The 16,425-nt window shown below is 68.5% G+C and carries 13 protein-coding genes; 10 read left to right on the top strand and 3 right to left on the bottom strand.

What is annotated here, in order from left to right; genetic code table 11:
* Positions 1 to 20 precede the first annotated feature (20 nt).
* Positions 21 to 1,427, top strand: a complete 1,407-nt coding sequence (locus RT655_RS19180; RefSeq protein WP_313540160.1) for an efflux transporter outer membrane subunit — start codon at positions 21 to 23, stop codon at positions 1,425 to 1,427.
* A gap of 52 nt (positions 1,428 to 1,479) precedes the next feature.
* On the opposite strand, the gene RT655_RS19175 is transcribed toward RT655_RS19180, so the two are convergent.
* The gene (locus RT655_RS19175; RefSeq protein WP_313540157.1) at positions 1,480 to 1,914 is read right to left on the bottom strand and encodes a pyridoxamine 5'-phosphate oxidase family protein; all 435 of its coding nucleotides are present in this window, start codon (positions 1,912 to 1,914) and stop codon (positions 1,480 to 1,482) included.
* Between the two features lie 259 nt (positions 1,915 to 2,173).
* On the opposite strand from RT655_RS19175, the gene RT655_RS19170 reads away from it, so the two are divergent.
* The 5 genes from RT655_RS19170 to RT655_RS19150 all read left to right on the top strand — a co-directional run bounded on the left by RT655_RS19170 (position 2,174) and on the right by RT655_RS19150 (position 6,025).
* On the top strand, positions 2,174 to 2,821 hold the full coding sequence (locus RT655_RS19170; protein WP_313540155.1) for a PEP-CTERM sorting domain-containing protein: 648 nt from the start codon (positions 2,174 to 2,176) through the stop codon (positions 2,819 to 2,821).
* A gap of 117 nt (positions 2,822 to 2,938) precedes the next feature.
* The gene (locus RT655_RS19165; RefSeq protein WP_313540152.1) at positions 2,939 to 3,532 is read left to right on the top strand and encodes a sigma-70 family RNA polymerase sigma factor; all 594 of its coding nucleotides are present in this window, start codon (positions 2,939 to 2,941) and stop codon (positions 3,530 to 3,532) included.
* Between the two features lie 3 nt (positions 3,533 to 3,535).
* Positions 3,536 to 4,162 carry a zf-HC2 domain-containing protein gene (locus RT655_RS19160; protein ID WP_313540149.1) on the top strand — a complete coding sequence of 209 codons (627 nt, stop codon included), beginning with the start codon at positions 3,536 to 3,538 and terminating at the stop codon, positions 4,160 to 4,162.
* Positions 4,159 to 5,343, top strand: coding sequence for a S8 family serine peptidase (locus tag RT655_RS19155; protein ID WP_313540146.1), 1,185 nt, complete (start codon positions 4,159 to 4,161; stop codon positions 5,341 to 5,343). Before RT655_RS19160 ends, RT655_RS19155 begins: the two co-directional genes overlap by 4 nt.
* On the top strand, positions 5,291 to 6,025 hold the full coding sequence (locus RT655_RS19150; protein ID WP_313540143.1) for a TorF family putative porin: 735 nt from the start codon (positions 5,291 to 5,293) through the stop codon (positions 6,023 to 6,025). Before RT655_RS19155 ends, RT655_RS19150 begins: the two co-directional genes overlap by 53 nt.
* Here RT655_RS19150 and RT655_RS19145 read toward each other — a convergent pair.
* Both RT655_RS19145 and RT655_RS19140 read right to left on the bottom strand, forming a co-directional pair.
* Positions 6,008 to 7,036, bottom strand: coding sequence for a LacI family DNA-binding transcriptional regulator (locus tag RT655_RS19145; protein WP_313540140.1), 1,029 nt, complete (start codon positions 7,034 to 7,036; stop codon positions 6,008 to 6,010). The two genes, RT655_RS19150 and RT655_RS19145, sit on opposite strands and share 18 nt — an antisense overlap.
* A 12-nt stretch (positions 7,037 to 7,048) precedes the next feature.
* Positions 7,049 to 8,266, bottom strand: a complete 1,218-nt coding sequence (locus RT655_RS19140; RefSeq protein ID WP_313540137.1) for an MFS transporter — start codon at positions 8,264 to 8,266, stop codon at positions 7,049 to 7,051.
* A 316-nt stretch (positions 8,267 to 8,582) separates the two neighbouring features.
* Between RT655_RS19140 and RT655_RS19135 the strand changes: the two genes are divergently transcribed.
* From RT655_RS19135 to RT655_RS19120, 4 genes are all read left to right on the top strand, one after another.
* Positions 8,583 to 10,814, top strand: a complete 2,232-nt coding sequence (locus tag RT655_RS19135; protein WP_313540135.1) for a beta-glucosidase — start codon at positions 8,583 to 8,585, stop codon at positions 10,812 to 10,814.
* 116 nt (positions 10,815 to 10,930) lie between these two features.
* The gene (locus RT655_RS19130) at positions 10,931 to 14,116 is read left to right on the top strand and encodes a TonB-dependent receptor (protein ID WP_313540132.1); all 3,186 of its coding nucleotides are present in this window, start codon (positions 10,931 to 10,933) and stop codon (positions 14,114 to 14,116) included.
* A 68-nt stretch (positions 14,117 to 14,184) separates the two neighbouring features.
* A complete protein-coding gene (locus RT655_RS19125) occupies positions 14,185 to 14,892 on the top strand; it encodes a SapC family protein (RefSeq protein WP_313540129.1) in 708 nt (235 codons plus the stop codon).
* Positions 14,893 to 14,927: 35 nt separating this feature from the next.
* On the top strand, positions 14,928 to 16,418 hold the full coding sequence (locus tag RT655_RS19120; protein WP_313540127.1) for a tryptophan halogenase family protein: 1,491 nt from the start codon (positions 14,928 to 14,930) through the stop codon (positions 16,416 to 16,418).
* Positions 16,419 to 16,425 lie beyond the last annotated feature (7 nt).

Raw genomic sequence — 16,425 nt, 5'->3', positions numbered from 1 at the left:
CCCGCCGCAGGAGATTTCGCATGCAACGCATGGCTTCGATCATGGCCGCAGTATCGGCGCTGGCGCTTTCCGCCTGCGCCGCCGGTCCGAACTACAAGGCACCCGCCCGGCCGCAGAGCGCCGCGGGGGCGTTTCTTTTCACCACCCCGGCGGTCTCGGCCGCGCCGGTGCAGGAGGGCTGGTGGCGGCTCTATAACGATCCGGTGCTCGACCGGCTGGTAACCGAAGCGCTTGCCGCCAATACCGACGTTCGCGGTGCGGTCGCCCGCATCGAGCGCGCCCGCGCAACGTTGCGCGGCGCAACTTCGGACCGGCTGCCCCAGGCGACCGCCAGCGCCGGCGCCAATTACGGTCGCCTGTCGCAAGGCCAGCGACCGATCGGGGTAGGCCAGGAAGACTGGCAGGTCGATGTCGGCCTCAACGTCTCCTATGAGGTCGACCTGTTCGGCCGCATCTCGCGCAACGTCGAGGCGGCGCGCGGCGATGTCGCGGCGGCACAGGCGGATGCAGATGCGGTCCGCGTGATCGTCGCGGCCGATACCGCACGCGCCTATGCCGATGCCGTATCCTCGGCGGAGCGGCTGGCGGTGGCGGAGCGCATCGTCGCGCTGCTCGACCAGTCGATCGACCTCACCCAGCGCCGCCGCACCGTCGGGCTGGCGACCCGGCTCGACGTCGCCCGCATCGCGGCGCTGCGGAACCAGCGCCAGGCGGACGTACCCGCGCTCGCCGCCCAGCGCGACGCGGCGCTCTTCCGGCTCGCCACGTTGATCGGCAAGACGCCTGCCGAACTGCCCGCCGAGGCGCGCGAACGCCACACCACGCTGCGGCTCGACCAACCCATCCCCGTCGGCGACGGCGCGGCGCTGCTTGCCCGGCGGCCGGACGTGCGCGCCGCCGAACGCCGGCTCGCCGCTTCCACCGCACGCATCGGCGTTGCTACCGCCGATCTCTATCCGCGCATCTCGCTGGGTGGTTCGGGAGGATCCACCGGCAACGACTTCGGCAATATCTTCGGAGCCGGCCCGCTGCGCTGGCTGGTCGGCGGGCTGATCAACTGGACGGTGAATCCGGCGCCGGCGCGCGCCCGCATCGCCGCCGCTGAAGCCACCAGCCGCGAAGCGCTCGCCACGTTCGACGGCACCGTGCTGACCGCGCTGCAGGAGACCGAGACGGCGCTGTCCAACTATGGCCGTGCGCTCGAGCGGCGCACCGCGCTCCAAGCGGCGCTCAACGAAGCCGAGGCGGCCGTACGCATCGCCCGCGCGCGCCAGACCGAGGGCGACATCAACTCGCTCGACCTGCTCGATGCCGAGCGCACCTTCGCCGACGCGCAAGCCGCGCTGGCGACGGCGGATGCGGCGATCGCCGAGGCGCAGGTAAACCTGTTCCGCGCGCTCGGCGGCGGCTGGCAGCAGCAGGCGTGAAGACCCGTGCTCCGGCGCCGCTTCCGTAAGGCAGTGGCGCCGGGGCCCGATCTCAGAGGGCGACTTCGCCCTCGTCGCTGCCATTCCAATAATGCAGTCGGCGCGCGCGGACATGGATCATCACCAGGCCCGGCGTGTCGATACCCTGTTCGAACCAGCGATCGAGATCCTTGGTCCAATGCTCGGCGAACTGCGCCTTTTCGCGCACCAGATCGGCATCGCCCTCGACCGCGATGAACAACGGCGGTCCGCCGAGCAGCCCCGCCGCACCGGTGAAGGTAAGGCCCACTTTCGGTTCGGCTTCAATGTCCGACACGGTGCGCGCGCTGTCATAGCTGAAGAAATAGCTGTCGCCGCGATATTCGACTTCGCCATTGTTGCTCATCGGGCGGCTCGCGATGGCGCCTCCGTCCGTTCGGGTGGAGAGCATGCCGAAGTCGATCTTGCCCATCTTCTTCGACAGGTCTTCCAACGTCATTTCCGCCATGGTGCATCCTTCCACACGACCGGGTGCTCCGGCCGGATGGTTCAACAATGACCGACGGCGTCGGTTGCGCCCGCTTCCCCTTTCGACAGCCGCAAAAACTTCACCCGCTTTGAACCATTCTCGCCGGGTCCGGCACTGACGGCATGCGAACGCTTCCGGCCGCGGCGTTCCCCCTGTGTGCGGCCGAGGCCGACGTGCGTGTCCGATCCGGTGTCCGCCCCTGTGCACCGGATCGGACGAATCAAGGGAGAACCAAAAGATGCGTATCTTGTTGGGCGCAGCCGCGCTCGTCTCGCTCGCCGCTGCACCCGCGCTGGCCCAGACCCAGACCGTCACTGACGCGACCGGCGATTTCCTCTCGGGCTATACCGGCCCGAAGCTCGCCGATCTCGACGTCACCAGCTTCTCGGTGAGCTATGATGCCGGTGCCCAGCTGTTCACGCTCGGCACCACCTTCGCCGGTGCGATCACGCCCGGTACCGCCGGATTCTATGTGTTCGGCGTCAACACCGGCAAGGGCGCGATCCGGCCGTTCGGTGGTATCGGCCAGGGTAACGTGATCTTCGACCAGGCGATCGTGGTGCAGAAGGACGGCACCGGCGCGATCGGCGGTACCGCGCTCGATGCGAACTGGGTGGCGATCGCCGGCAACATCCTGACCGTGAAGGTGCCGCTGTCGCTGCTGCCGAGCACCGGCTTCGCACCGGGCAAATACGGCTTCAACCTGTGGCCGCGCACCGGCTTCGGCAACAACGCCCAGATCAGCGACTTCGCGCCCGAGAACGCCACGCTCGCCGCCGCCGTGCCCGAGCCGGCGAGCTGGGCGATGCTGATGCTCGGCGCGGGGGCTGCGGGCGGCATGCTCCGGTATCGCCGCCGCCGCCAGGCTACTCTCGCGCTCGCCTGATGTTCGCCGCCGGCCGGGCGCGGAAAACCACCCGGCCGGCGAAAAATTGCAGCTCGGGTCGCACCGATTGAACCTTCGCTCCCGCTCGCGCCACTAAGAGGGAGCGAAGGCAGGTGCGTGACACAAAAGGATCCCCAGGCGCGGCGATCGACCGCAGGTCAGGACGACGAGGAAATGGGCCTCGTCGCGGCGGTGCGCGCGCGCGACCTGCGGTCGTTCGAGCAGCTCTATCGCCGCTATCAGCCGCGGCTTACCCGCTTCGTCGGCACGCTGCTGCGCTCGCCGGGGCTGGTAGAGGAAGTGGTCAACGACACGCTGATGGTGCTGTGGCAGAAGGCGAGCGACTTCACCGGCGCGAGCCGACTGTCGACCTGGCTGTTCGCCATTGCCTATCGCAAGGCGATGCGCGCCCGGACCCGCGAGCCGGTCGCCGCGGCCGAGGACGCGGCGGCGCTTGCCGAGGTCGCGGATGACAGCATGGCGGATTCGGGGCTGTCGCGCGATCGCACCCGGCAGGCGCTGCAGCGCGCGATGGGCGTGCTCTCGGCCGAGCATCGTGCGGTGGTGGACCTCACCTATTTTCACGAGATCGGCTATCGCGACATAGCCGAGATTCTGGGATGTCCGGTCGATACGGTGAAGACGCGGATGTTCCATGCCCGGCGCCAGTTGCGGCGTGCGATGGCGGGCGAATTGGCGGACTGGATCTAGACGATGGGCGACCTACTCCATTTGCGCGGCGATCCGCACAAGGCGACGGTGCTGCTGCTGCCCTGGTATGTGACCGGGCAAATCGAACCCGGCGACCGGCTGCTGGTCGAAGTGCATCTCGCCGATTGTGCGGAGTGCCGCGACGAGCTGGCGGCGGAGCGACGGCTGGGCAGCGCGGTAGCGGATCTGCCCGCGCCGAGTGCTGCCGGTTGGGAGCGCATGGTCGCCGAGCTTGCTCAAACAGAGGCACCCGCACAGCTGCCGCGAAGTTTCCTGCGCCGCGCCGGCTGGATGCTGGCGGCGCAGGCGGCGGTGCTGGTGCTCGGCGTCGGCATGGTGCTGCACCTCCAGCGCCAGGCGCCGTCGCCTGCTGCCCCGCAACCCTACCATGCGCTGGGTTCGCCCCAGCAGGGGCAGGCGGGCAATATCCTGGTGATGTTCGCACCCGACACCCGCGAGCCGGCGCTGCGCAAGGCAATCGAAGCCTCGGGCGCGCGGCTGGTCGACGGGCCGACCGCGGCAGGCGCCTATCTGCTCGCCATCGCGCCGAACGCTCGCGCGGCGGCGCTGGCCCGGCTGCGGGCACAGGCGGGGGTGACGCTGGCGCAGCCGGTCGACGCGGCGCCATGAGGGGGCTGCGCGCGGCGTTGCTGCTGGCGCTGCTTGCAGCGATGCCCTTTCAGGCACACGCCGCCGGGGAGGATGCCCCGCGCATCCTGATGATGCTCCGTCTTGCCCCGGCGCATTTCCGCGCCGGCAGCGGCTATGGCGGCGGCTATGGCGAGGACCAGTCGGCGGCGGCGCGGCGGCGGATCGCGTCGGCGGTGGCCAAGCGCAACGGGCTGCGCCTCGCCGGTAACTGGCCGATGCCGATCATCGGGGTCGACTGCTTCATTCTCACCGTGCCCAAGGGCCGCGCCGCTGCCGAAGCGGCCGCGCAGGTTGCGCGCGATTCGGCGGTGGAATGGTCGGAGCCGATCGAGACCTTCGAGGCCCAGGGCGACCCGACCCCCAACGATCCGCTCTATCGGGCACAACCCGTCGCCCGCGCCTGGCACCTCGCGATGCTCCACCGCACCGCCACCGGGCGTGGCGCGCGGATCGCGGTGATCGACAGCCAGGTCGATGCCCGGCACCCGGATCTGGCGGGGCAGGTCGCGATCGAGCGCAACTTCGTCGACGGCGCGGGCGTCGCGGCGGAACGCCACGGCACCGGCATCGCCGGGGTTATAGCGGCGCGGCCGGACAATGGCGTGGGCATCGTCGGCATCGCCCCCGGCGCCAAGCTGCTCGCACTGCGGGCCTGCGCGGAGCAGGGGGCGGGCGCCGCGACGCTGTGCGACAGCCTCAGCCTCGCCCGCGCGCTGAGCTTCGCGGTGGAGCAGCACGCCGACGTGATCAACCTCAGCCTCGCCGGGCCGCCGAGCCGGCTGCTCGAGACATTGCTGCGGATCGGCGTCGCGCGCGGGGCGACAGTGGTCGCGGCCTATGATCCCAAGCTGCCCGGCGGCGGCTTCCCCGCCTCGATGCCCGGCGTAGTCGCGGTGGCGGAGACGGCGGTGGGGCAGGCGGGCGGGCCCTATGCCGCGCCCGGCCGCGATATCCCCACGACGCAGCCCGGCGGCCGCTGGTATCTGGCGAGCGGTTCCTCCTATGCTGCGGCCGAGGTGAGCGGGCTGATCGTGCTGATCCGCGAAGCGCATGCACCGAGCAGACGACCCGCGCTCGTTTCTGCTAGACCCGGCGGCGGAGAGATCGATGCCTGTGCGAGCGTGGTGGGGAAGGCGAAATGCGCAGGTCTGCCTCGCTGAGGCGCTGCTGGCGCTCGGCTTGCTGACTGCCGCGCCGGCGTGGGCGCAGTGGAGCGGGCAGGTTTCGATCACCAACGACGAACGTTGGCGCGGGCGCAGCCTCAGCGCGAGGCGCCCTGCCGCGACGCTGTCGCTCGGCTATGACGATCGCTCGGGCCTCTATGCCGATGCATCGGCCACCGCGGCGGCGTTGCCCGAGGGGGTGGCACTGGTCTCGGCAGGCGTGGACGCCGGCTATGCATGGCGGCTGTCCGGCGGTCGGGTGCTCGACCTTGGCGTGACGCGGCGCGAGTTCCGCAGCGGCGCCACCATGCCGCGCGGGGCGGGCTATACCGAGGCCTATCTCGGCATCGGCGGCCGCAGCCTTTCGGCGCGGCTCCATTATTCCCCAGACTATCTGTGGCGCGACACCTCGACACTGTACGCCACGCTCGACGGCGTCGTTCGTCCGGCGCCCGGATGGCGGCTGCTCGCGCATGGCGGCGCGATGCAGTTCCTGGGGACGGTGCCGCGCTACAGCGCGAACAGGACGCAGGTCGATTACAGCCTGGGCGCGGCGAAGCGGTTGGGGCGGATCAATGCGCAACTCGCGTGGAGCGGCGGGGCGCCGGGTCCCGATTATTATCGCGGCGCGGCGCATGCGCGCCATGCGGTCACGCTGGCGCTATCGCTCGGCTTCTGAAGCAGGCGCAGGGCCGGTGCTGTCGCGCAGCGTCAGCGTATGGGGGAGGCGCAGCGGCGGCGCCGCTCGTCGACCCTCGGCCGGGCGGGTGAGCAGCTCCACTGCCGCCGCCGCCATTTCGACATGCGGCTGGTGGACGGTGCTGAGCGGCGGCCAGGCCATGCGCGCGATCGCGGCATCGTCGAAGCCGGCAATCGAAAGCTGGTCGGGCACCGTGATCCCGGCACGCATCGCCGCGACCAGGACGCCCAGCGCCATCTCGTCATTCGCGGCGAAGATCGCGCTCGGCCGGTCCGCGTCCGCCAGCAGCTTTTCGCCTGCAGCGAGCCCCGCGCGGAAGGTGAAGTCGCCCGGCAGCGTCCGCTTGGGGCACAGCTGCAGGCCGGCCGCCGTCATCGCCGCCTCGAAACCCTCCTGCCGGCGGGCGGCGGCATGGTGTTCGGGATTGCCCTGGATGAAGCCGATGTCGCGGTGGCCGAGCGCGATCAGCGCCTCGGTCATCTCGCGCGCGGCGCCGCGCTCGTCCATCTCGACCGCCGCGGCGCGATCGTCCACGTCACCCGGCGAGATCCGCACTACGGGGACCTCCATCCGCGCGAACAGATCGAGCAGTTCGGACCAGTCGCACAGGGGTGGGGGCAGAATCGCGCCGCCCAGCCGCATCGAGCGCAACGATGCCTCGCACTCCGCCAGCCAGCCGGGCCGGTCGCGCGTCACCTGCTCGACGACGAGATGGTAGCCGAGTGCCCGGCAACGCGCGAGCGCCCCGCGCTGGACATCGGCGGCATAGGCCGAGGCCGGGTCATCGAAATAGAGGCCGAGCAGGAAGGAGCGAGCGCTGGACAGCTCGCGCGCGAAGGCATTGGGGCGATAGCCGAGTTCGTCGACGACCTTCTGCACCGCCGCGCGCACCTCGGGCCGTACATAGGCCTCGCCGTTGATCACCCGCGACACCGTCTTGGGCGAAACGCCTGCCTGCCGGGCGACGTCCTTGAGCGTGAGTGGCTTCATGCGTTCGCAGTCTTATCGTTTCACGGGCGATAGCGCTATCATCAACGCGAAGCCGGCGATCCCCAGATAGCACAGCAGCGGCAGCCCCAGCGCGGCCGGAAGCCCGATTTGATCGGCCAGCGCGCCGGTGGCGAGCGGCACCACCGCGCCGCCGACAACCGCCATGCACAGGATCATCGAGGCATAGGCGGCAAGCCCGCGGTCGTCGGGCAGCGCCAGCGTGAAGATCGTCGGGTACATGATCGCGTTGCACAGCCCCACCGCGATCAGCGCCGCAGCGCCCGCGATGCCCTGTACACCGCTGGCGATGCCGACCAGCAGCATGGCTGCCAGCGCTACGGCGGCGAGCAGACGTGCCGGCGCGATCCGCGCGAGCCCCAGCGCGCCGGCGAAGCGCCCCAACATCGCGCCTCCCCAATAGAGGCTGACCAACCGCCCCGCGCTGGCCGGATCGGCGGCAAGAATGGCCGGTAGCGCGAGATAATTGGTGAGCAGGCTGCCGATGGTCACTTCCGCGCCGACATAGCCGAACATCGCCAGGCTGCCCCAGGCGAGGCGGGGATGACGCAGCACGCGGCCCAGCGCCGCCAGCGGCAGGCGCGCCGGCGCGGGGTGCGACGCGAGCAGGTCGCGGGCGCGCCAGAAGACGAGGCACAGCCAGGCCAGCACCAGCGCGCAGCCGAGGAACGGCAGCGCCAGCGGTGCCCGCCCCATCGCGCCGAGCTGGAGCAGGAACCCCGCGCCGAGCAGCGGTGCCAGCACCGTACCAACCGAATTGAACCCCTGGAGCAGGGTCAGCCGCACCGCGCCGCCACCTTCGGTCGCGACCAGAGGCTGCACGACATTGGCGGCGATCTGGAGGAAGGTGATTCCGGTCGACAGGCCGAGCAGCGCCAGCAGCAGCAACGGATAGCTGCCGATCCACGCCGCGCCGCCCAGCGCCACGCATGCGCAGGCCATTACCGCCAGCCCGGCGGCGATGGCGCGCATATAGCCCGTGCGCAGCAACAGCGCGGTGATCGGCAGCGCAAATAGCAGATAGCTCGAGTGGAAAGCGAACTGCACCAGCGCCGCCCGGGTATAGTCGAGCCGGTCGATCAGCGTGAGCCGCGGCACCAAAAGCCCGACCAGGGCGGTGACGAAGCCGCCCATGAAGAAGATGCCGATCGAGCGGTGAAACAGCCGCGCGACCATCGTCGATGCCGGGGTGGGGAGCGAGGAGGATGCCACCGCGCGACCATAGCGACGGTCGCCGCCTAGGCAATGCAGGTCGGCTTTGCGCTTGACATCGATGTCAGATTTATCCAGACATCGCTGTCAGAAAACTACCCCGCAATAATGCGGGTTGAAATGGGGGAGAGGACATGCCGGGCATTGCTGCCGTTCGCCGCGCGACTGCGCCGACGCGCCTCTTCACCACCAAAGGCTTTCCGGTTCCGGCCCCCTCCTCAAGGGCGGATTACCTGCGGCCGTCGTCCGCCCCGATGGACGGCGGCCGCATTTTTCGGGCCGCACCCCACTCCCAGCATCAGGAACTCTCGCGCCGATGAACGCTGCCCGCGCCCTTGCCTTGCTTCTCCTGGGCGGTACCGCGCCCGCCGCGTCCTTTGCACAGAGCGCGCCGCCCGCCTGGCGGGACGGCACGCTGGCGCCCGAGGCGCGCGCCGCTGCGCTGGTCCGCGCGATGACACATGCCGAGAAGCTGCAGCTGATCCACGGCCTGTTCCCGCCTCGCGCGCAGCCCGCGCCGGCGGACATGATTCCCTCGGCCGGCTATGTCCCCGGCATCCCCCGGCTCGGCATCCCGACGCTGCGCGAGAGCGACGCCAGCCTCGGCGTCGCCAACCAGGTCGAGCAGCGCAAGGGCGATGTCGCGACGGCGCTCCCCTCGGGCCTCGCCACCGCGGCGACCTTTGACCCTGAGCTTGCCCGCGCGGGCGGCGCGATGATCGGGGCCGAGGCGCGCGCCAAGACCTTCAACGTGCTGCTCGCCGGCGGCGTGAACCTCACCCGCGACGCCTGGAACGGCCGCAACTTCGAATATCTTGGCGAGGATCCGATCCTGGCCGGCACGCTGGCGGGCGCGGCAATCGACGGGGTCCAGTCGAACCATATCGTCTCGACGATCAAGCATTTCATCCTGAACGCGCAGGAAACCGGCCGCACCGTGCTCAACGCGCGGATCGACGACGCCGCGTTGCGCGAGAGCGACCTGCTCGCCTTCGAGATCGCGATCCAAGCCGGCAAGCCCGGCTCGGTGATGTGCGCCTATAACCGCATCGAAGGCGATTATGCCTGCGAGAGCGGGCGCATGCTCACCGACGTGCTGCGCCGCGACTGGGGCTATACCGGCTGGGTGATGAGCGATTGGGGCGCGGTGCACTCCACCGTCAAGGCGGCGATGTCGGGGCTTGATCAGGAATCGGGCCAAGAGCTCGACCACGCCATCTACTTCGCGCCCGAGAAGATCGACGCGGCAATCCAGGCCGGCCAGATCAGCGAAGCGCGGATCGACGAGATGGTGACACGCATCCTCACCGGGCTGATCGCCAGCGGGCTCTACGACCATCCGACCCCGACCACCGCGCAGCCGATCGACTATGCGGCGCATGCCCAGGTCGCGCAGCGCGTCGCCGAGGCGGGCATGGTGCTGCTGCGCAACCAGGGCGAGCTGCTCCCGCTGGCGAAATCGGCGAAGAAGATCCTGCTGATCGGCGGCCATGCCGATGTCGGCGTGCTGTCGGGCGGTGGGTCGAGCCAGGTGCGGTCGGTCGGCGGCGCGCCGGTCGAGATCCCGCTGACCAGCGGCGCGGCTGCCTCGTTCGCCCGCGTGACCTGGCATGCCTCCTCGCCGCTCCAGGCGATCCGCGCCAAGGCGCCGCAGGCACAGGTGACCTATGTCGACGGCAGCGATCCCGCCGCCGCCGCGGCCGCCGCCCGCTCGGCCGACATGGTCGTACTGTTCGCCACCCAATGGGCGACCGAGGCGCAGGATGTCGACTCGCTGGCGCTTCCCGACCAGCAGGACGCGCTGATCGCCGCGGTCGCCAAGGCCAACCCGAAGACGGTGGTGGTGCTGGAGACCGGCGGGCCGGTGCTGATGCCGTGGCTGGAGCAGGTGCCCGCCGTGCTCCAGGCCTGGTATCCCGGCCAGCGCGGCGGCGAGGCGATCGCCGGCATCCTGTTCGGCGACGTCAACCCGTCGGGCCGCCTGCCGATCAGCTTCCCCAAGAGCGCCGAGCAGCTGCCCCGGCCCAAGCCGGTGGTGCCCGCCGGGCTCAACTCCAATGCCGCGAGCGACGCCGGTGCCGGCGACGGCAGCGCGCTGCCCAGCTGGGACGTGACCTACAGCGAAGGCGCCAATGTCGGCTATCGCTGGTATGCCGCCAAGGGCACGCAGCCCTTGTTCCCGTTCGGCTATGGCCTCAGCTACACCCGCTTCGCTCTCAGCGATGCGCGCTTCACCGGCGGTGCCGCGCCGTCGGTCACGGTTACCGTCCGCAACGAAGGAATGCGGGCGGGCACCGTCGTGCCGCAGCTCTACGTCACCGGTCCGGAGGATGGCGCGCCGCGGCTGGCGGCGTGGAAGCGCCAGGTGCTCAAGCCCGGCGAGGCCGCACAGCTGACGCTCGTCGCCAACGCGCACGCACTCGCTCGCTGGAAGGGCGGCCGCTGGACGATCGCGGCCGGGAAATATCGACTGGCGATCGGGCAGGATTCCGCTTCCGCGAAGATGATTCGCGAAGTAGAGGTGCCCGCCGGGACAGTTCGCGAATGAAAACATAACGAAAGGGGAAAGTGTGGAGAGAAGTAAGGCAACGTTGTCGCCGAGCATATTCGGTACTCAGCGGATCATCACGGCCTAACGGCCGGTTCAGGAGGGGAAGAAACCCAATGCGTATTCGTTCGTCATCGCGCGCCCGCGCGGTATCCATGCTCGCCGTCGCGACGGCACTCGCCATGCCCGGCATCGCCGCGGCCCAGACCAGCACCGCGACCGATTCGGCCGCCGCCGACGCCGTGCAGGACGCGCCGCAGGACAATGGCGAGATCGTCGTCACCGGCATCCGCGCCTCGCTCGAGCGCTCGATCGCGCTGAAGCGCGATTCGACCGGCATCGTCGACGCCATCTCGGCCGAGGACATCGGCAAGTTCGCCAATACCAACCTTGCGGAATCGCTCCAGCGCATCACCGGCGTCTCGATCGACCGCGTCAACGGCGAAGGCTCGACCGTGACGGTCCGCGGCTTCGGCGCGCAGTACAACATGGTGACGCTGAACGGTCGCCAGCTCGCGGCGTCGAACATCGTCGCGGTGGGCGGCGACCAGGGCGGCGACGGCGCCGGCGGCTTCGGTCGTTCGTTCGACTTCGCCAACCTCGCCTCGGAAGGCGTGAAGACGCTGGAAGTCTACAAGACCGGCCGCGCCGCGATCCCGTCGGGCGGCATCGGCGCCACCATCAACATCGTCGGCGTGCGTCCGCTCGATCGCCCAGCCGGCTTCTCGGGTTCGATCGGCGCCAAGGCCGCCTACGACACCTCGGCCGACGACTGCATCAGCTGCGGCAGCCATGTGACCCCGGAATTCTCCGGCGTGGCGAGCTGGAGCGACCAGGAGCAGCGCTTCGGCGTCACCCTGTTCGGCAGCTACCAGAAGCGCAACTTCAGCTTCCCGAGCCAAGCGAACAATTACTGGAACATGCCCCGCCTGTCGGACTTCCTCGATCCGTCGAAGGGCTACATCACCGCCAACACCAAGATCAACAATCGCCCGACCGACGGCAACACGCTGGTCGCGGTGCCCGACGACTATCGCCACCACTTCTCGGAGGCCAGCCGCGAGCGCATCAACGGCCAGGCCGTGGTGCAGTATCGCCCCTCGGACAGCATGACCTTCACGGTCGACGGCCTATTCGCGCAGCTGCGTTCGTCCGAGCGCCGCTCGTCGCAGTCCAACTGGTTCTCCAAGCCGTTCGATGAAGTCACCTTCGACGATTCGAGCAACGGCATCGCAACGACCAAGTACCTTCACGAGACTCTCAACGGCGTGAAGGACGAGGGCTTTGAGAACGCCTATCGCGCGCAGAAGAACCGGTTGTGGGACATCGGCGGCAACCTGAAGTGGCAGCTGGCCGACAATTTCTCGCTCAACTTCGACGGCCATATCGGCAAGGCCGAGAGCCTTCCCGACAATCCCAACGGCCAGACCTCGACCACGGTGGCGTTCAACGGCAACATCGTCACGTCGCACGGCCTGAACTGGGACAATGACGGCTTCCCGACCCAGACGCTGACGATCAATGATTGCTATTCGCAGACCACCCCGACGGGCGTGGCGTTCAAGAACGGCAACTGCAACGGCGTGTTCGATGCGGGCGATCTCTCCGCAGCGGTGCAGCGCCAGTTCGCCTCGACCCAGTCGCAGAAGATCAAGGAAGGCCGCATCGACGCGGGCTGGGATCTCGGCGGCGGCAGCCGCTTCGATTTCGGCGGCGACTTCCGCACCACCGATACGCGCCAGACCCAGTACAACACCCGCCAGACCTTGGGCGACTGGAACAACGCGCTGCCGCCCGACGTCGCCGCCTTCGCGCCCGGCACCGTGCAGCAATATTGCCTGGTCTGCCAGTTCCACCACAACAACGCGACCGCCGACGCGGTGGGCAAGGTGGCGTGGCGCGCCGAGGACACGACCAAGCTCTACAACGCGCTCTACAATCACTATGTCGGCATCACCAACGACGGCATCAGCCACGTCAATGTGGTCGAGGGCAACAACGATAACCGGGTGAAGGAAGACATCTGGGCGGCCTATGGACAGCTGACCTGGAAGGGCGAACTCGCCGGCCGCAAGGCTACGTTGGTGATGGGCGTCCGCTACGAGCATACCAAGGTGAAGTCGACGTCGCTCCAAACGATCCCGCTCGCGGTGGTCTGGCAGGCCGACAACGACTTCACGGTGCTCAACTCGGCCGATCGTCAGGCGGTGTCGGGCAACGGCAGCTACGACAATCTGCTGCCGCAGATCGATTTCCAGATCGAAGCCGCGAAGAACCTGATCGGCCGCGTCTCGTACAGCAAGACGATCTCGCGTGCGCCCTATGGCAGCCTGTTCGCATCGACCGGTGCGGGCGCGCTCAACAACCCCACCTCGCTGGGCGGCGTCGCCACCGGCAATCAGAACAACCCGGCGCTGAAGCCGCTGGATTCGGATAACTTCGACGTCTCGCTCGAATGGTATCCGCGCCGCGACGTGTATCTCTCGGTCGGTTTCTTCGACAAGCGGGTGCACAACTTCATCGGCAACTCGGTGGTGCAGCGCAACCTGTTCGGCCTGCGCGACCCAACCGCGGGTCCGCTGGCACAGGCAGGGCGTGCGATCGTCACCGGTCTCGGCGCCGACATCAGCAACGTGAACCTGTTCACCAGCACCGCGGTCCTGCAGAAGTACAACGGCAACGTCGCCGCGGCGACCGCCGAGCTGCAGGCCAATTACGTGCCGACCACGCGGACCTTTGGTTCGAGCTATATCAGCAACACGCTCGCCGCGATCGACGTGAACCCGACCTCGGCCGATCCGCTGCTCAACTTCGCAGTGAACACGCCGATCAACAACCGCGACGCCGAAATCTACGGCGTCGAGCTCGCCGGCCAGTATTTCCTCGGCAATACCGGCTTCGGTATCGCGGCGAGCTACACGCTGGTGCGCGGCAATGTCGGGTTCAACATCACGGCGGATCCGAACGACAACCAGTTCGCGCTGTCCGGTCTCAGCGACACGGCCAATGCGACGCTGATCTACGACAAGCACGGCATCTCGGCCCGCCTGTCGTACAACTGGCGCGCCAAGTTCCTCAGCGATCTCAATCGCGGCGCGGCACACAACCCGGTGTTCAACGATCCGTACGGCCAGGTCGATCTCAGCATCAACTATGACCTGACCAAGAACATCGCGCTGAGCTTCGAGGGCATCAACCTCCTGGAGGAAGGCGTCCGCAGCTACAGCCGCGATTACATCAACACCTGGTACGAGTCCGAAGGCTCGGCCCGGTATCTGGTCGGCGCGCGCTTCCGCTTCTGAAGCCCGCCTGTACACTAGGGAAAGGCCGCTCGCTTCGGGCGGCCTTTCTCGTTTAAGGTTCGTCCATCATGCCCCGCGCCGTGCTCAACAATATCGACCATGCCGATCTGCGGATCCGGCTTGACCGTGGCGCCGCGTTCGGTGACGCGGTGAACCAGATGACGGTGTTCCCCACCGAATTCGAGGCGCTCCAGCGCGACTATGTCCTGATCTTCCGCCGCGATGACGATGGCAGCTGGCGCTCGACGGTGCTGCTCGGCCTCGATTCCGACGAGAATCTGTATCTAGACGGCGATCGCTGGAATGCCGATCAGCTGCCCGCGCTGATGGAGATCGGCCCCTTCTCGATCGGCCTGCCGCCGGCCGGCGCCCAGGGCGAGCCGATGATTCACATCGATACCGATCACCCGCGCGTCTCGACCAGCGAGGGCGCGCCGCTGTTCCTCGAGCAAGGCGGCAACGCGCCCTATCTCGACCGGGTCGCGGCGACGCTGCAGGCCATCTATGTCGGCGATCAGCTTTCAGCGCCGATGTTCGCCGCGTTCGAGGCGGCAGGGCTGCTCGAGCCGGTCACCTTCGACATCGAGCTAACCAGCGGCCGGCGCTACAAGGTGCCCGATTGCTGGGTGATCGAGGGCGGCCGCTTCGCCGCGCTCAGGCCCGACGCGCTGGCGGCGCTGCACGCGCAGGACTTCCTGCGCTGCGCGGTGTGGCAACTTTCCTCGCTCGGCAACCTGCCGCGCCTGATCGCGCGCAAGGAACGCCGCGAAGGCTGAGCGTAGAACGACAGAAATTTCGGAGGGGATCGGCAATGGACGAGCAGAAATTCCGGGTGGTGATCGCCGGCGGCGGCACGGCGGGCTGGGTGGCGGCGGCGGCGCTGGTGCGGCATCTAGGGCCGAACCTCGACATCACGCTGGTGGAATCCGATGCGATCGGCACGGTAGGGGTGGGCGAGTCCACCATCCCCACCGCCTGGACCTTCCACAAGCTGCTCGGCATCAACGAGCAGGTCTTCCTTCGCGAAACCAATGCCACGTTCAAGCTCGGCATCGCGTTCGAGAACTGGCTGCGCGACGGTGACCGCTATTTCCACCCGTTCGGTTCGGTCGGCCGAGCATTGCCCCTGTGCGACTTCCAGCATTTTTGGCTGGAGGCGCAGCGGCGTGGCTTTGGCGGCGCGCTCGGCGACTATTCGCTCGAGACCCAGGCGGCGCTCGCAGCGAAGTTCGCCACCGGCGATCCGATGCCGCTTGCCTATGCCTATCATCTCGATGCGACCGCCTATGCCGCCTTTCTGCGCGGCCTGGCCGAGCCGGCCGGCGTCCGCCGCGTCGAGGGCCGCATCGTCGAGGTGGAGCAGGCGGCGGACGGCGACATCGCCGCACTGGTCCTCGACGGCGGGCTGCGCGTCGAGGGGGACCTGTTCATCGACTGCACCGGTTTCCGAGCGCTGCTGATCGAGGAGACGCTCAAGACCGGCTTCGACGACTGGAGCCACTGGCTGCCGACCAACCGCGCCTTTGCGGTCCAGTCCGAGACCACCGAGGCGCCGGTTCCCTATACCCGCGCGATCGCGCACGGCGCCGGCTGGCGCTGGCGGATTCCACTGCAGCATCGGATGGGCAATGGGTTCGTCTATGCCAGCGATTATCTGTCCGATGACGAAGCGAAGGCGCAGCTGCTCGCAGCGGTGCCCGGGCGCGCGCTGTTTGATCCGCGGCTGATCCGCTTCACCACCGGCATGCGGAAGAAGGCGTGGAACCGCAATTGCATCGCGCTGGGTCTGGCAAGCGGGTTCATTGAGCCGCTGGAATCGACCAGCATCCATCTGGTGATGATCGCGGTGACGCGGCTGCTGCAGAACTTCCCGTTCCGCCGCGACATGGCGGCGCTGTCTGCTCGCTTCAACGCCCAGTCACGCGCGGAATCGGAGCATATCCGCGATTTCATCATCCTCCACTACAAGCTCAACGACCGCCCCGAGTCCTTCTGGCGCGACCATACCGCGCGCGCGGTGCCGGACAGCCTGGCGGCGCGGATCGCGTTGTTCGAGGAAGGGGCGGCGAGCTACCAGGAAGGCACCGACCTGTTCCGGATCGATAGCTGGAACGCGGTGATGCTCGGGCAAGGGGTGCGCCCGCGCGACCACCACCATATGCCGGCGCAGATCCCAACCGAGGACCTTGAGCGTGCCCTTGGCGATCTGCGGGCTGGTATTGCAGCGCAGCTCGCCAAGTTGCCGGGCCATGCCGAATTCATCGCGCGCTATGCGGCCGCCAAGGTACCTGCGGCCGCCTGACGCTGCC

It is taken from the genome of Sphingomonas sp., assembly GCF_032114135.1.
GTDB lineage: Bacteria > Pseudomonadota > Alphaproteobacteria > Sphingomonadales > Sphingomonadaceae > Sphingomonas.
This window is presented reverse-complemented; position numbering and strand designations above follow the sequence as displayed.

Bases quoted from the DNA above. Each gene is read 5' to 3' on its own strand.
- RT655_RS19180 (WP_313540160.1), top strand. From the start codon at position 21: ATGCAACGCATGGCTTCGATCATGGCCGCAGTATCGGCGCTGGCGCTT.
- RT655_RS19175 (WP_313540157.1), bottom strand. From the start codon at position 1,914: ATGGCGGAAATGACGTTGGAAGACCTGTCGAAGAAGATGGGCAAGATC.
- RT655_RS19170 (WP_313540155.1), top strand. From the start codon at position 2,174: ATGCGTATCTTGTTGGGCGCAGCCGCGCTCGTCTCGCTCGCCGCTGCA.
- RT655_RS19160 (WP_313540149.1), top strand. From the start codon at position 3,536: ATGGGCGACCTACTCCATTTGCGCGGCGATCCGCACAAGGCGACGGTG.
- RT655_RS19155 (WP_313540146.1), top strand. From the start codon at position 4,159: ATGAGGGGGCTGCGCGCGGCGTTGCTGCTGGCGCTGCTTGCAGCGATG.
- RT655_RS19150 (WP_313540143.1), top strand. From the start codon at position 5,291: ATGCCTGTGCGAGCGTGGTGGGGAAGGCGAAATGCGCAGGTCTGCCTC.
- RT655_RS19145 (WP_313540140.1), bottom strand. From the start codon at position 7,036: ATGAAGCCACTCACGCTCAAGGACGTCGCCCGGCAGGCAGGCGTTTCG.
- RT655_RS19135 (WP_313540135.1), top strand. From the start codon at position 8,583: ATGAACGCTGCCCGCGCCCTTGCCTTGCTTCTCCTGGGCGGTACCGCG.
- RT655_RS19130 (WP_313540132.1), top strand. From the start codon at position 10,931: ATGCGTATTCGTTCGTCATCGCGCGCCCGCGCGGTATCCATGCTCGCC.
- RT655_RS19125 (WP_313540129.1), top strand. From the start codon at position 14,185: ATGCCCCGCGCCGTGCTCAACAATATCGACCATGCCGATCTGCGGATC.
- RT655_RS19120 (WP_313540127.1), top strand. From the start codon at position 14,928: ATGGACGAGCAGAAATTCCGGGTGGTGATCGCCGGCGGCGGCACGGCG.